Here is a 14,566-nt window from a genome sequence, read left to right as displayed (position 1 = left end):
GACTGGTACTACACAGGCATCAACCAGAGGGCAGCCTAGATGAGAAGGACTACGATAGGGACACCATCAGGCATGGGCTTTCGCTAGCCAACGCTCGTTCGTGTCGAAGGATCTCAGCCAGTTCAGACCCCATCTCGTCGACGAACTGCGATTCCAAGACCCATCCGCCAAAGTCCTCGAACTGCTCCGTCTCTAGCAGAATCTCCGTGCGACTCATGGGCTCAGCCTCCACGTTTCTCGAAAGTGTCCAGGATGGTCATGACCGCTCAATCTGCTTCTTACCAGCGCTGATGATGGTGCCGTAAAGCGTGCGCGCCATCTTGCCCGCCGGTCCCGCGAGCGCTGGGCCAAGCCTTCCAGGGACCTCGATTTCAATCGTCCAGACCACCCGCACCGTCCCCGTCGCGGTCTTCTCAAATCGTATTTCCGTAAAGTCTTGCCTCACGTTGGGCCACGACTTGTTCACACGATACCGGATGTACCCGTTTTCAGACACATCCGTTATCTCCTCCTGGTACCATCCCGCAATCATGTTTATGTCGCGAACTGATCCAGGCACCCACCAGGTGCTTCCCGGTCTCCACCTCGACCTGAAGACAATCGGCGATTTCGTAAAGTTCTCAGAGTGGTAGAACCACTGGAAGACCGTCTCCAGATCTCCTCGTATCTCGCCCGTCGCCTGCACACGATTTGCGGACATACGCTATTTCCCCTTCAGTTCGAGGAGCCTTGCCTCCCAGTCAAGCGCGCCGTTCTGCCACGCCCCGTCTTCCAGAAGGTCTGAGATCTTCAGCTCGTCCAACCTGCTGTAGAAGTCATCAAGGCCCTCGTCGATTGCCTGAACAATCTTGTCGGTGCTCTCCTTCACGTGCGCTTGATGAGGAAAAAGCCTCTTTGCGTAATCGGACTGCACGAAGAAGTCCTCCCCCTCGTCTAGCGCAAGGAAGACATCCTTCAGGCTAATCTGGTCGGCGCCCCGAGAGAGCGTGTAGCCGCCGCGCTTGTTTGCGCTGGAGCAGACAAGGCCGCTATGCGAGAGCTTCATCAATATTTTCTTGAGGTAAGAGTCCGAGACATCAAGCAGGCGACTCATCGTGCCGCTCTTCACGGGCGCATGGTCCTTCTCGAGAGCGAGGATGATGACGACGTAGACTCCCTGCTCAAACCTGCTGCTGATTCTCATTTCCTTACCATCTTTCCTACTAGCTCGTTGGCCACGTCGTTCACGTCGACTGGCCTCATTTTCTTCGAGAAGATCCCCAGGAACTTCAGGAGCGGCACCATCTTCGTCATGGAGTCCTTCCTGCCGTTTCCGTAGACGAGCGTCGGGTTGACGTACTCCGTGCGGATGCCGCTCGCCTTCAGCTTCTCGATTATGCGCTTCTTGCCCTCGACGAAGGACTTGTCGCCAAGGACGCCGCCAATCATGCCCATTGCCTTGACGTTCTTCTCCTTTGCAATCTGAAGCATCACGTCGGCGGGCTGGTCGTTGACCTTCCGGAACTCCTCCGGGTCCTTCTCCGGACGCCCCACGAAGTCGACTATGTAGTCCACCTTCTCGGGAAGGACACTTTTGACGGAATCCAGGCTCGAGCAGTCTGCCTTGACGTTCGTGATCCTCTCGTCTTGCAGTTGGTTCTTGCCAGAGCGCGAGACCACGACGAACCTTGCCTCGGGGTCTTTGGCCAGCCACTTCTCCGTAACGTTTCTTCCCAGGTACCCATTTCCGCCGAGCATAACGACCGTATACATAGATGCGCCTTTCTTTGCCTGTCTGTTTTTTCGAACCGTTGCTATAATGTGTCCTAGGATAATTTTTGTCAATCTAAATTTGAAGTTTGGAGCACGCTCCACAAACGGACGTGCGAGGATGTGCATGCGCAGAGAGGAGCAGCATTGGTCGGATTGGTAGACGTGGGCGGCGGCAACAGGGGCAGCTATGGCTGCGGCGTCATGGACCGCTTCCTCAACGAAGGCATACACATTTCCTATGGCGTCGGGGTTTCGGCAGGCAGCGCCAACCTGGCCTCCTACTTTGCCGGGCAGCTCGGAAGAAACGTCAAGTTCTACACCGAGTACAACCTGAGGAGGGAAGCCATCAGCGTCCACAACCTCTTTTGCAAGGGAAGCATGGTCGACGTGGAGTACATCTATGGAACCATCACCAACAAGGGCGGAGAGAATCCCTTGGACTTTGACGCCATTCTGAGCTCTGGCTGCACATGGTGGATCGTGGCGACCGATGCCAAGACCGGCCTTCCCGTCTATTTCGACGGCAGGGACATGGCTCAGGACGACTTTGGCGCGCTCAAGGCAAGCTCCAACATTCCGGTGATAAACAAGCCTTATGCATGGCGCGGCGGGCTGTACTTTGACGGCGGAATGTCAGATCCGATTCCGGTGGAGAAGGCGCTGCGCGATGGGTGCGACCGGGTCGTCGTCGTCCTGACAAGGCCCAAGGACGCCTTCCGCACCGTCGGAGGCGACGACAAGCCGGCAAAGATGCTCAAGCGGAAGTATCCCAAGGCGGGCGACACCCTCGCCAAAAGGGCCGAAGTGTACAACCGGGAGCTCGCCCTTTGCCATAAGCTGGAGAAGGAGGGCACGGTCAAGATTGTCGCACCCGACTCGATTGCCAACATGAAGACCTTGAGCAAAGATCCTGAGCCCATCCGGAGGCTTTACGAGAATGGCTGGCGCGACGCCGAGGACGCATTCGACTTTATTCGCGGGTGAGTTTTGATGATGTTCCAGTTGAGCAAACGCTGGCGGCCTAGCCCCTGGAAGGGCTTGCGAGCGCCTGATTAAAGGTAAGCGAAGGTCGCCGCGAGGGATCCTCAACAGGACTCTAGCGCGCTCGAGGGCGGCGAGGCACGGCCCCGCGCGTCCCATAACGCTAGGACCGCCGCTGGGCGAGCTCTTTGCTGCGATCTTTGTAGCTGCGATGAAGCAGCTCTTCTGCACGCGTCCCGAGGGGCTTGCCGAGGAAACTGTCGTAGAGGGTCTTCAGCTCAGGATTGTTATGCGCGGACCTGCAGGAGAGACCCGAGTCCTTCTTGTAGAGTCCATCGATTCGGCGCTTCTTCACGTAGAACTCGTCCTCCTCGGACAGCGGGGGCTGCCCGCCGCCGCCGACGCAGCCTCCCCAGCAGTTCATAATCTCGATGAAGTCGTAGTCGCACGCCCCCTCGCGAATGGAGTCGAGGACGGAGATGGCATTGCTCATCCCATCGATGACGGCGACGCGAACGACCCTGTCGCCGAGGGGAAGGGCCAGCTCCTTGACGTCGTCTAGGCCCCTGAGCGCATCGCAGGCCCCTTCGGCGAGCTCCTCCCCCGTCACGAGATAGCTCGCCGTCCTCAGAGCCGCCTCCATGACGCCGCCGGTGTTCCCGAATATCGCGCCGGCGCCGGAACCCGTCCCCATGGGCTCGTCGAAGCGCCCATCCCCCAGGCTCGCGAAGTCCATGGACTTCGCGATGTGCTCGGAGAGCTCCCGGATGGTGATGACGGCGTCCACGCCAGTAATTTCGGACTGCGTAATCTCACCCTTCTTCGCCGTGCAGGGGGCGATGGCCACCGTGAAGAGCCGGTCGGGGTCCAGGCCGAGCCGCGGGGCGAGGTACGCGTCGATGAGCGCGCCCTCCATCCCCATAGGGCTCTTGCAACTCGACACGTGAGCAAGAATGTCGGGATAGAACAGCTCGCAGTAGCGCACCCACGCCGGGCAGCAGCTCGTAATCAGGGGAAGGGGGCCAGCGCTCGGGTCTCTAAGCCGGGAGACGAGCTCGGAGGCCTCCTCCACCACGGTCACGTCGGCACCGAAGGTCAGGTCGAGCACGTAGTCGAAGCCCATCTCGCGAAGGGCCGAGACGAGCTTGCCCTCGACGTTCTCGCCAGGCGTCCCTCCGAAGGAGTCGCCGAGGGCAACGCGGGTCCCGGGGGCGGTGAAGGCGACGCAGGTCCTGTCCGACGACAGCGCCTCGAGCACCTTGGGGATGTCGTTCCTCGGTCGCAGGACGTGCTCCGGACAGGTCTGGATACACTGGCCACAGCCCAGGCAGACGTCGAAGTCGGGGTCGCCCACCTTGTGGACGCGTTCCGCGCAGGTCTTGATGCAGCCCCCGCATTCGGTGCAGCCGTCAAGACGGACGACGCAGGGATTGTCCTCCCCCATCCTGACGCGCTTTCTTTCGGTCTTGGGCATGGGGTGGGCAGCCGCCGGGCTCTGGTCCTGCTCCAGCAGGTCGCCGACGACGTTGTCCGTCAGGTCCATGGCGTCGTTGGGGCAGTAGTCGGTGCAGATGGCGCAGTCGACGCAGAGCGAGTTGTCTACCCTCAGTACGCCGCCCTCCATCCTCAGCGCGTGGTGCGAGCAGTGCGGCACGCACTCCCCACAGTCTTCGCAAAGCTCACGGTCAATCAGTATCCCCATGGCTACCCTCCGAACCCCGCGCACCAGGCTGGTCCGCCCCGCAAATCCCTTGGCGGGCCAGTCGTGCGCAAGGGATGTTCGCTAGCAGTTACTTCTCCTCGTTGACGTACGCAGCAGAGTTCTTCCCGGCCGTATAACCCGAGTAGACAGACGAGCCGTACGCCGTGCCGTCGAGGGCGCCAAGACCATGAGAGCCAATGAAACCGGAGACGCCGATGCCCGCCGCGTAAAGCCCCTCGAATGGCTGCGCGCTCTCGTGGATAACGCGCATCTGGTCGTCAATCCGGATGCCGCCGAAGATGGAGTCAAGGAAGATCTCGTCGCTCTTGATCACGTAGTAAGGAGGCGTGGAGACGGGGAACAGGAAGCGCTTGTCCTTCAGGAACTCGGCGTCGTAGCCCTTCTCGTAGTAGTCGTTGATGCGCGCAATCTGGTCCTTCAGGACCTGGTGGTCGCAGCCCATGAAGTCGGCCGCCTCGTCCAGGGAGTCGGTCTTGCAGACGATGCCGGAGCCGTCGGAGGCGAGCCCGTCGAGCGTCTCCTCGAGCGTGTCGAGCCACGCCGCGCCGTTCTTGGCGTTCGACTCGTCGGAGATGAGCGTGTCGACGCGCTGGTCGGCCGCCTTGTTGTAGATGTCGTCGTCGACGCCCTGACCGAACATGCCCTCGAAGTTGGACAGGACCTCGTGGCGGGAGACCATCTCGCGCAGGGACGCCGTGTCCATGATGCCGAAGCAGGCGTGCTTGGGCTGGCGGTCGAGCGCGGAGCCGATCATCGAGTGGTCGTCGTTCGTGATCATGAGGTCCTCGTTCACGAAGCGCTTACCGTAGATGTTGAGGAGGTAGATGTAGGGACGGCTAAGGATCATCTGCCCGACCATATGGCCCGTAATGTAGGGCCCAATGTAGAGCGTGGTCATGAGCGGGTCACCAAGCGCGCCGGCCTCCTTTGCCATAAGGTAGCCATCGCCGTTGCACCAAGGGTGGGATGCGGTGATCTCGGTCTTCTCGAAGTTCTTCTCGGGATAGAACTTCTTGCGCAGCTCTGCATTGGCCGTGATGGACCCCGTGCAGATGATCACCGCCTTGGCCCCAATGCGCAGCTCGCGCTTCTTCTGCGTCGCGACGACTCCGACCACCTTCGTCTCGCCGTCCTTGATAAGGCTCCTGACGCGCGTGCCCATGAGGAACTGCACGCCCGCCTTCCTGCACTCGCGCGCGAGTACGTCCGCGATGACGCGCCCCGTCACCGGAATGTTGTTCCCCTCGCGGATGGCATGCGAGGTTTTGTACCTGGTGCCGGACGTGGCGGAGATGTGGTTGAACTTGATGCCGTCCTTGCTCTCGAGCCAGGAGATCATGTGGGCCGACTCGTTGATGAAGTTGCGGGCGAGGCGCGCATCGCAGGCCCAGTGCGCGCTCTCCATGTGGCGGCGGTAGACGTCGTCACAGGTCGTCGTTATCCCCTCGCGCTTCATAGGCTCGCTCTCCACGGCGAACATGTGCCCGATGATTGCCCCAGTGCCCCCGACGACCTTCCGTCGGTCGACAACCATTACGCTCTTCGCTCCGTGCTCGACCGCGGAGAGCGCCGCGGGCAGCCCCGAGCCGCCTGCCCCGATTACCAAGATGTCCGTCGTAAGGTCGAAGTTCTCTTCCATTTCCTCTCTCCTGTTCTCATAGGCTTACAGATCCATATACATAGCATGCTATGTATAGATACAAAAAAAGACCGACAACCACGGAAGGCGCACTACTCCCGAAGATTGTCGAGAATACGGGTGAGCATGTCCTGAAATGCTGCCCTCTCTGCTTCGCTGAGTGGAGACAGGAGCTGCTCCTCCTGGGCATTGCGCGCAGCCTCAGCGCTTTTGAGCTGCATGACGCCCTTTTGCGTAAGACCGTAGCTCTTGGAGCGACCACCCTCGGCCCCGGTCTCGGAGAAGACAAGCCTCTTGACCATGAGGCGCTTGAGTATGCCAGTCACCGTCGGCTGGGAGACCCCGAAGTGCTCCTGGATCTCCCTGAACGGCACCAGCGAGCCGCCGTGCTCGTAGAGGAAGGTGAGATACCGGATCTGCGACAGTGTGAGGTCGGCGTCTCGCACCTGGTTGTTGAAGAGCCGGGACACACGGTCGTTGATCTGCTTTATCAGCATTCCACACTCTGAGGACTGCGACTCCATCTTCCCTCACCTTCGTATATATAGCATGCTATTAATGTAGTGAGCCACCATCGGAAAGTCAACCGTCGGTAGCGAGAGTCATCGGCTTGTGCCCGAACGGATGTCGTGGATGGGCGGAACTTTCGATTTGGACGAGGCGCCACTCGCCGAGAGAGGCATCGCCGCCGCGTCGGGCACTCTGAGTCAGACACCCGCGTTCGAGGATGGCAAGAAGCCCAGCATGGGCCTATGGATAATGTCGTGTCGGTCGGACTCTCGTGAAGGCGATCGAAATGATGCAGGCAAATAATTTTCTTCATCCCCGCGATACAGGGCCGACAAGCCTCCGACAATGGCGGGGAGGCGTGGTTCGTCAGATCATGTGCCCGAGCAGCCAGTCTTCGGCATTCTTCATGAGCTCGGTGACGTCGTTTCCCTCGGCGTCCCTCACGACGTCGGGAAGCCACGGCCTCTCGGGCAGTCCCGCGTGGATGAGCTGGTTGCGGTAGTAGTTCTGCTCGGCAGCGAAGAGCCCCCTCGAGCTCTGGATGACGCTGCTGTTATAGGCGTCGGCCATGCCGGCTGCCAGGTTGCCCCTGCCTCCGATGCCCGCAAAGCGGCCGAAGTCCGCCGTGCCCACAGGGCCGCTCTCGCGGACCTCGCGCGCGCACTCGAAGCAAAGGTCGCGCTCCTCGTTAGTGAGGGGCCTCGCCTGCCGCATGGACGCGGTGTTGTCCTCGACCTGCTCCAACGTCGACATGCCCGAGAGCACCACGAGCACGCCGTCCATCCCAGCGGCGAAGCGTATGGCCCACGACGCCGGCGACCAGTCGGGATGCATCGCGCGCATCTTCGCCAAAGCCCTCGGTGCCGGCGGGTCGGCCAACAGACCGCCCTTTACCGGCTCCATGACCACGACCTTCTTCCCGTGCTTGCGGATGGTCTCGTAGCATTCGCGCGAGTTGATCCAGAGGGAGTCCCAGTCGTAGTAGTTGAGGATGATCTGCACGAAGTCGACCTCGGGATGGTCGGTGAGGATGCGGTCGAGCGTGGCTGGGTCGTCGTGGAACGAGAAGCCGAGGTTCCTGATGCGGCCGGCCTCCTTTTCTGCCTGCATGGCCTCGAACACGTGGAAGGGCACCATGGCGCTGTCATAGAGCCCCACGCGCAGCGTGTGCAGCAGGTAGTAGTCGACGTAGTCCACGCCCAGCTTGGCGCGCTGCTCGTCGAAGTACCTCTTCGGAGCCTCCTCGCTGTCCACGAGCCACGTCGGGAGCTTCGTGGCCACGGTGAACGAGTCGCGCGGATGGCGCTCGACCAGAGCCTTGCGCAAGGCATTCTCGCTCTTGCCGTTGTGGTACACGTAGCTCGTGTCGAAGTAGGTGTACCCGCGTTCCAGGAACAGGTCGACCATTCTCTCGAACAGGTCTAGGTCGATGTCGTCGTACACGCCGTCGCGCACCGGCAGCCTCATGCATCCGAACCCTAGTGTTCCCTGCGTCATGATGAATCCTTCCGTCGAAGCCCGCTCCTGCACCCGCGCGCTTACGAGCTTGTTCGCCAACCAGCGCTGCCTTCACAGCTCGACCGTATGACGTGGCGAAGGCGCTGTCGATGGACGATGCTTGCGGAATGATGGATATATGCCACGCTTGCGGCACATGCGACCCCACATTTTTGGTCATCTCCTGCATGGCCTGCCTCCGCCGGAGCGTCCGGAGGGCGCGGCATCGCGACGAGTGCGGATGGCGCGCTCCTTCAGTCGACGGAAACAGCTGCGATGCGAAACCGTTGCCCGATGAATCCACCAGCAGCTCATCCTCCTCGTCGTTTCCTAGATCCGGCACCTGTGAATGTCAGACATTTCTAGTAACGAGAATTTCGCCAGGCTCCTAGTCGCGACTTCCACGCTCCCCCACGTACTAGAGAGGTCACCATAACCGAGAGCAGTATCCTAAAGTCAACCCCAGAGAAAGTTCGGAAGGAGGGGCTCCACATCGTCCGCGGGCACCTACCACAGGGACCACGACGCCACCGACGAGGAGACCAGAGGACCGGGACCAACGTCGTAGCCTACGAGGGCGATAGGGTCTTGCTCGCGGCAGTGCGTGTCTCGCGCGATATAGGCTCGGGCGACGCAACGCCCTCGCTCGACGTCGACCCCGGCGCCATCCACGCCAAGCGCCGCGCCTGCCTCTAGTACGCCGCAATCCGTGCCGACGTCGTTGCTATCGTCATCGTCGGCGAGGGCAAGACCGATCTTCACCATCTCATCGGCGTCTGGTCGTGGGGAAATAGAGCCCTAGGACAAGAGGAGCGAGACCCCTCACGAAAGGAAAAGCCTCTCTCAGCTGCTCCCTCCATGTGTAGGAACGCCTCGCGCGCACAGAGGGAGAATGTCCACGTCAGTCCTCCGGGACCTCCAGTTTGTCTATAGGTGCCATCCGTATAGTGAGCTCTTCTCTGTCGATGCCGAAGATGTCGAGAAGCCTCCTCAGGAGTTCGACCTTTGATGAGGTACTTGTTCTTGTATTGACGAATATCCCGTCACAAACCTTGGCGTACCAGTCCCCCTCATCATGCTCGAACGCGCTCCCGGGGTAGGAGGTCTCCTGCGAGATTGAGTAAAGGCGGGACAGGTCGAGCTCGGACAGCGACCTCAGTACGCCAACCTCCATCTCCTTCCAGGTCTTTACGGGGACGAGGTCGCCCAGGAAGGAGTAGGCGACGATCCTCCTGTTGGTGAACTCGGTCTCGTCGGCGAGGGTCGCCTCGTCCGGCAGCTCACGGTGCGGGACGTAGTCGGAGGATATCATCGGCCAGAGCTCGAGGAACCTCTTCTGGAGCAGCAGCTGTCGCTCCTCCAGTTCCCTCTCCCCCCAGGATTCCTGCTCGCAGACCCACCTGTTGATCCTGAAGGCGCTGTCCCTGAAGCCGTTCTCCATGTCGCGCTTCGTCCTGAAGTCCCTGTTGCTGTACTCGGAGTTGTAGGCGGTCAGTGTGAGGTTCGCGAGGCGGTCCTTCCACGTATCATGGATCCTCTCCCAATCCTCCCCGAGGGTCTGCTTCCAGGAGCGGGTGAGCGTCTGGGGCATGATGTGCTCCACGGAGAACCTATCGTCCCGAAGGTTGCCGACGACGTCGACCCTCTCCTTGCTGCCCCCGTTCTCGAGCCTGTCGTAGAGGTAGAGCTTCCTGTTGCCGATCCGGTAGTAGTCGCGGGTGGCGATGGACTCCAGGAACTCCTGGTCCGAGGGGAACCTGCCCGTCCCCGTCTTATGCAGCAGCGAGTACCTTACCGCCTCCGGGTAGGAGGCACCGTCTGAGACCCCGCGCATGGCGTCGGCGTGCAGGGTCTCGAAGACCTTGTTGAGTGCGTTAGTGGGGATTCCGCATGACCAGCGCCTGAACAGGTAGGACTCGACCGCCTCTAGGCACTCGGCCGCCTGGTCGGCGTCGATCGAGCCGGCGTCCAGGGCCGACAGCAGGTTTAGCGTGAACGGCAGGACCACGTTCATCTGGAGTAGCCCGATCCGCCTGAGGACGGAGTCCAGCCGCTCGGAGCCGGTGTCGGGCAGAGACGCCGTCCTGAAGCGCCTCGAGGAGAGGAGTAGGTCGTCGAGCATGCTCTTCGTGTCGAGCCGGCCTGACTCTGGGAGGGAGTATCTCTTCCTCGCGTAGTCGACGTAGGACTGGTAGACGCGCCCCATCGCGGGCGTCTTGCCCATCGCGGCAGCGAGGTGGTAGCGGACGAAGTCGCTCACCTGCCCGGAGGCGTTCTCCTCCACCGGCACCCAGTACTTCTCGTAGTAGCTCTCCTGGTCCCCCTCGGAGAGGTCCATTAGGATGAAGTTGCGGATTTTGTCTGCCTCGGTGAGGTCCAGGCCGGTGGAGTTGAGGCTCTCGAAGACCCGTTGTGCGTCGTCGCGCTCCTCGAGCTGGACGTCGATAATCTTCAGGCGCTCGATGGCATCGAAGAGCTGGTCCGCCGAGATCCCCATCCCGTCTATCCGCCTTAGGAAGTACCTGTAGTTCCTTGTGACGTTTGATCCCTCGACGAGTGGGTCCTCGCCCCCGGACATGATTGCCGAGAAAGCCGCCATGTCCTTCTTGACGAGCTTGAGCCGGAGCTTCTGCTCGCCTGGGTGGTACGCGTCGATGAGGAACTGGCCCTCGATGTAGTCCGCCTTGTTCGGCTCGGACGAGGTGACGTCACTACCCTCGTCCCTGAGCCGGGCCACCAGCGCGGCGAGGACCAGGAAGACCGTTGTGATTCGCTGCTGGCCGTCGATGACTACGCGGGAGTTGCCCTCCCTCTTCGAGACGATGCTCCCGAAGAAGTGTTCCCCGGCACCGGTGGTCGCCACGCTCTCCAGGTCGTCGAACAGCCGCTTGCACTGCTCGATCTTCCAGTCGTAGTTGCGCTGGTAGACGGGGATGACGAACCTTGTCTGCTTCCCCTCGATGATATAGGTGAGGAACTCGTCCTGTCCTCGCATGAGACCTCCAGATGGGTTGCGTATGGACCAGCTGAAAACCATCCCCATATGCAGAGACGCCAAGCATATTTGGGGCAAATTTACCTTTTTCTAAGGGTCACCCCTAAGGTCTTCGCATTCTCGTCGACGATTCTCAGCGTGGTGTCGTCGATTCCGTTAGGCACGTAGACTTCCGCCGACAGTGTCAGATATGCCGAGGATCCCTCGAGGTCATAGAGTCTTTGGAGAATCTCCTCGACGATGGTCCCGACTTCCGACCCGGCTGACCATTGGTCGAGTGATGCCTCGATCTCAATCTCGCGCACCTTGGGTTTCTCGGGCTCGGGGTTATTGGCCTCCTCGCTATCAGGTTCCTTGGTGTCGACATTGCCGCCGCCACCGGTTGGGTTGTCCTTGTCGTCGCTCGGGGTGGAGTCACCGCCTCCGGGCTTGTTGAATGCGAGCTGCTCCAGTGCGACCTCACGGGAGAGGACGAGCCCGTTGCTCATGTCAACAACCGGGCGTTCGCCCAGCCTGATTCCAAGGTAGCGGCCATCATCGTCCACGCCATCGGCATACGCGAAGTAGTCCCTGCTCTGCACTCCTTGCTCGACAGACGTCTGGAGCACCTCCTGGGAGGTCAGGGTCTGGAGGTAGCAGTACCTGCAGTAGTCATCCCACAGCTCCGAGACCCGAATGTTGTCCCTTTCCCCGAGCAGAATTGCGTCGAGGTCACGCTCGAGCATGTATGGCGAGAAGGCCTCTGCGACAAGCCCATCGGCTTTGGCACGGTTCCACGCACGTTTCGATATAGCGTCACTCCCGTCCATGGTCGCGCTATCCCAATCGATGGCAGACAGGTTGTTTGCATCCTGAATGGGGAATACCAGGTGCTTGTAGGCCCCCAGTACCATTCGCGTCGCGCGCGAGGTGGCGTTCCTCAGCTTCCCCCGCATGTCCACGACGGCGCTGCGGGTCAGCTCGATGGCGTCGGAATCCCGTTCGATGCTCTTCCACGCGAGTTCCCTCCGGACGGCGCTGCGCGCGTCTTGGATGGACGTGGCGTCCGCGGCGACGAAGAGGAGCATGTTCCGGTTGGTACGCATCGCTTCACCGCACATGCTCAGGCAGTCGGCTGCCCAGGCGATTGCCTTCGAGCGATCAGGGTCATGCCCGAGGGTCTTGTCGGGAGGAAGGATCACGAGCGAGAGGAACGGCTCGTCAGGTACCTCCGCGCTTGACTGCGGGCAGGAGTGCACCGAATGGAATCCGGCCCTGGTACCCCTCTCGCTACTCCTTACGATTTCGATTATGCGGGAAGTGATGGCGTCCTCGCCCTGACTCGCCGCCCGGTCCCTCGCCATCTTCTCGAGCGTTGGGTGCGTGTCGTACCAGTAGCGCGTCCCTGTGGTATAGAGATAGCTGAGCTCGTCCCTCATCTTCGCGAGGGCGTCGTCGAAGATGGTTACGTTCGTGCCCGGAACAGCGGCGCCGAGCCTGATGTCGGAGGCATCAAGTCCCCTCAGGCTCTCTCCCCTCGAGGAGGGCGCGCTTCCGAGGAATATGGTCCTCGACACCCTCCTGGCAGCCATCGGCCGTGAGAACCGGCTGTTGTTGCGGTCGATCGCTGCGGGAATGGACCCGCTGCCGTCGACATCGGTGTCGACTATTGCGTTCCATGCCGGATCCAGGTACTGGAAGATCTCCTCGCCGATGCGGGAGTCGGAGAAGTCCACCGACCCGGGCATGATGAGCGGGTCGGCGTCGTTCGCCTCCCATAGGTTGTGGACGATGGTAGCCATCAGCCTCAGGACGCCGCGCGTCCTCTGGAAGTTTTCTAGGGTGCTCCAGTCCTCGTAGAGCCTGTCGAAGAGCTGTGGGTGAACTGGGTAGCAGCGAAGGATCCGGTCCCTGTAAGACGCGTCGCGGCACTCCACGGGGAACTTGTCCGGCGCCTCGGCATAGTAGGACATGAACGCGTCCGCGACGGGCTCCGCGAGCGACTCGTCATAGGTGCCGAAGAGCCGCTTCTTCACGATCTCGAAGCCCTCCTCGTTCGACGCCGCGCGCCAGATCGTGTTGACGCGGCCGAAGATGCGCTCGACGCGCTCGAACGCCTCCCTACCGCCCTCGCCGCCCTGCTCGCGGTCGCTCTCGGCGAGCGAGGCGATGAGCACGCAGTCGTCGGTGCGCTTAACCGCCTCGGTAAGCTGCTGCACGAAGGCGAGCACGCTATCGAAGGTTCCCGCCGGAAGGTTTTTCTTGTCGTTGCCATAGAGGTTTCGCGCATAGGGGACGAACTCGTCCATCAGTATCACGCAGGGACCGATTTCTCTGAAGAACCTGGTGAGCGCGTCGGTGCCCGGGGCGACTCCCTTGGAATCTGCCGAGCGGATGATGCCGTACGGGGTCGGATCGCCCTTCTGGAGGCAGAGCTGGTAGGCCATCTCGCCCCAGATGGTGTTCACCTTCCCTGAGAGGAAGGGCGGGTTCTTGGAGGATGACGGGTCCAGGTCCGTCCCAACCAGCGTCGCCACATAGACCTTATCAGGGAGCCGACTCACGCCGGCGGTGTCCATCACGTCCGCGACGCCCGGGAGCTCGCGGGCTATCCTCGAGGTCCTCATGAGGTGGTACACGGCGAGCATGCTGTGTGTCTTGCCGCCCCCGAATGCAGTCTTCAGCTCGATGATGGGATCCCCGCCGCCAACGTCAGGCGACACGCGCCTCACGACATTGACGAGCAGCGACCTCATGCCCTCGGTGATGAAGGTTCGCGAGAAGAATTCCTTGGGGTCCTGGTACTCGAAGCCGGCCTCTCCCTTGGCAACTGTCGCGAGGTCGAGCGCGAACTCCGCCGTCTTGAACTCCCCTCGGGCGACGTCGTCCTTGGGGGCAACGACGCTGCGCCAGGGCCTGAGCGCCGCTAACTTCTCCCCCCCAGTCGGTCTTGAGGGCACGACGGCGCTCCAAGAGGCGGGGCTCAAGGCGCCGGGGACCGGCTCGGCCGTGACCGCGTGCCGTTCCATGACGGCGCGCCTGTAGTCCCTGATCGCGACGGAGGTCTCCGGGTCTATCTGGTCCATCAGGAGCGCCATTGTGTCGAGTGCGCGAGTCGTCTCCTCGTCCGAGAAGCCATCGCCGGTTCTGTGGGCCCACGAGTTGCGCGTGTCAATGAGCTCGCGCACCCACGACCTCGACCGTCGGTCCAGCACCGCTCGGAAGACGTCCTTCCACGACTGGACTATGAGGCGCATCATGAGGAGGATGTCGAGCGAGTCTATCCGCTCCGTGTCGTCGGCGGAGTCGAGGCCCGTGACGTCCCTCCGCTGGTCCTCGTAGAGATGGCCCAGCACCCCGTCCGTCCACCAAGCGTCATGGTAGTTGCGGATCATCTCCCGCATGATGAAGGCGCCGAGCGCGGGCCTCATCTGGTCGAACGCCTTGCCGACCAGCGAGTTGTTGTCCAGTTTCGTGTTCATCACGAGCT

Annotated in this window: 11 protein-coding genes; 1 reads left to right on the top strand and 10 read right to left on the bottom strand. The window is 61.4% G+C overall.

Annotated elements, in window-relative coordinates; genetic code table 11:
* Nucleotides 1-256: 256 nt before the first annotated feature.
* The 3 genes from ACOYJL_RS07445 to ACOYJL_RS07435 are packed head-to-tail and all read right to left on the bottom strand — an operon-like array spanning nucleotide 257 to nucleotide 1,752.
* The gene (locus ACOYJL_RS07445; RefSeq protein ID WP_433569583.1) at nucleotides 257-700 is read right to left on the bottom strand and encodes an SRPBCC family protein; all 444 of its coding nucleotides are present in this window, start codon (nucleotides 698-700) and stop codon (nucleotides 257-259) included.
* A 3-nt stretch (nucleotides 701-703) separates the two neighbouring features.
* Entirely contained in the window at nucleotides 704-1,183 is a 480-nt protein-coding gene (locus ACOYJL_RS07440) for an RrF2 family transcriptional regulator (RefSeq protein ID WP_433569582.1), read from the bottom strand.
* Nucleotides 1,180-1,752: an NAD-dependent epimerase/dehydratase family protein gene (locus ACOYJL_RS07435; RefSeq protein WP_433569581.1), complete on the bottom strand. Its 573-nt coding sequence runs from the start codon at nucleotides 1,750-1,752 to the stop codon at nucleotides 1,180-1,182. Before ACOYJL_RS07435 ends, ACOYJL_RS07440 begins: the two co-directional genes overlap by 4 nt.
* A gap of 144 nt (nucleotides 1,753-1,896) precedes the next feature.
* Between ACOYJL_RS07435 and ACOYJL_RS07430 the strand changes: the two genes are divergently transcribed.
* Nucleotides 1,897-2,736, top strand: coding sequence for a patatin-like phospholipase family protein (locus ACOYJL_RS07430; protein WP_433569580.1), 840 nt, complete (start codon nucleotides 1,897-1,899; stop codon nucleotides 2,734-2,736).
* Nucleotides 2,737-2,896: 160 nt separating this feature from the next.
* Here the strand turns inward: ACOYJL_RS07430 and ACOYJL_RS07425 are convergent, their stop codons facing one another.
* The 7 genes from ACOYJL_RS07425 to ACOYJL_RS07395 form a co-directional block, all read right to left on the bottom strand.
* Complete coding sequence (locus ACOYJL_RS07425; RefSeq protein WP_433569579.1) at nucleotides 2,897-4,435, bottom strand: [Fe-Fe] hydrogenase large subunit C-terminal domain-containing protein; 1,539 nt, start codon at nucleotides 4,433-4,435, stop codon at nucleotides 2,897-2,899.
* Between the two features lie 88 nt (nucleotides 4,436-4,523).
* Nucleotides 4,524-6,095, bottom strand: coding sequence for an FAD-dependent oxidoreductase (locus ACOYJL_RS07420; RefSeq protein WP_433569578.1), 1,572 nt, complete (start codon nucleotides 6,093-6,095; stop codon nucleotides 4,524-4,526).
* 92 nt (nucleotides 6,096-6,187) lie between these two features.
* Nucleotides 6,188-6,619 (bottom strand): MarR family winged helix-turn-helix transcriptional regulator, encoded by a 432-nt coding sequence (locus tag ACOYJL_RS07415; protein ID WP_433569577.1) that lies wholly within the window; start codon nucleotides 6,617-6,619, stop codon nucleotides 6,188-6,190.
* Between the two features lie 352 nt (nucleotides 6,620-6,971).
* Entirely contained in the window at nucleotides 6,972-8,102 is a 1,131-nt protein-coding gene (locus tag ACOYJL_RS07410) for an aldo/keto reductase (protein ID WP_433569576.1), read from the bottom strand.
* 507 nt (nucleotides 8,103-8,609) lie between these two features.
* A complete protein-coding gene (locus ACOYJL_RS07405) occupies nucleotides 8,610-8,867 on the bottom strand; it encodes a hypothetical protein (protein WP_433569575.1) in 258 nt (85 codons plus the stop codon).
* 136 nt (nucleotides 8,868-9,003) lie between these two features.
* Complete coding sequence (locus ACOYJL_RS07400; RefSeq protein ID WP_433569574.1) at nucleotides 9,004-11,097, bottom strand: DUF262 domain-containing protein; 2,094 nt, start codon at nucleotides 11,095-11,097, stop codon at nucleotides 9,004-9,006.
* Between the two features lie 80 nt (nucleotides 11,098-11,177).
* A complete protein-coding gene (locus tag ACOYJL_RS07395) occupies nucleotides 11,178-14,558 on the bottom strand; it encodes a DUF499 domain-containing protein (protein ID WP_433569573.1) in 3,381 nt (1,126 codons plus the stop codon).
* Nucleotides 14,559-14,566: the final 8 nt, after the last annotated feature.

The organism is Tractidigestivibacter sp., assembly GCF_050946515.1.
GTDB lineage: Bacteria > Actinomycetota > Coriobacteriia > Coriobacteriales > Atopobiaceae > Tractidigestivibacter.
This window is presented reverse-complemented; position numbering and strand designations above follow the sequence as displayed.

Excerpts from the sequence above, each read along its gene's own strand:
- ACOYJL_RS07410 (WP_433569576.1), bottom strand. The coding sequence starts at position 8,102 with ATGACGCAGGGAACACTAGGGTTCGGATGCATGAGGCTGCCGGTGCGC.
- ACOYJL_RS07420 (WP_433569578.1), bottom strand. The coding sequence starts at position 6,095 with ATGGAAGAGAACTTCGACCTTACGACGGACATCTTGGTAATCGGGGCA.
- ACOYJL_RS07415 (WP_433569577.1), bottom strand. The coding sequence starts at position 6,619 with ATGGAGTCGCAGTCCTCAGAGTGTGGAATGCTGATAAAGCAGATCAAC.
- ACOYJL_RS07440 (WP_433569582.1), bottom strand. The coding sequence starts at position 1,183 with ATGAGAATCAGCAGCAGGTTTGAGCAGGGAGTCTACGTCGTCATCATC.
- ACOYJL_RS07435 (WP_433569581.1), bottom strand. The coding sequence starts at position 1,752 with ATGTATACGGTCGTTATGCTCGGCGGAAATGGGTACCTGGGAAGAAAC.
- ACOYJL_RS07395 (WP_433569573.1), bottom strand. The coding sequence starts at position 14,558 with ATGAACACGAAACTGGACAACAACTCGCTGGTCGGCAAGGCGTTCGAC.
- ACOYJL_RS07400 (WP_433569574.1), bottom strand. The coding sequence starts at position 11,097 with ATGCGAGGACAGGACGAGTTCCTCACCTATATCATCGAGGGGAAGCAG.
- ACOYJL_RS07405 (WP_433569575.1), bottom strand. The coding sequence starts at position 8,867 with ATGGTGAAGATCGGTCTTGCCCTCGCCGACGATGACGATAGCAACGAC.
- ACOYJL_RS07425 (WP_433569579.1), bottom strand. The coding sequence starts at position 4,435 with ATGGGGATACTGATTGACCGTGAGCTTTGCGAAGACTGTGGGGAGTGC.
- ACOYJL_RS07445 (WP_433569583.1), bottom strand. The coding sequence starts at position 700 with ATGTCCGCAAATCGTGTGCAGGCGACGGGCGAGATACGAGGAGATCTG.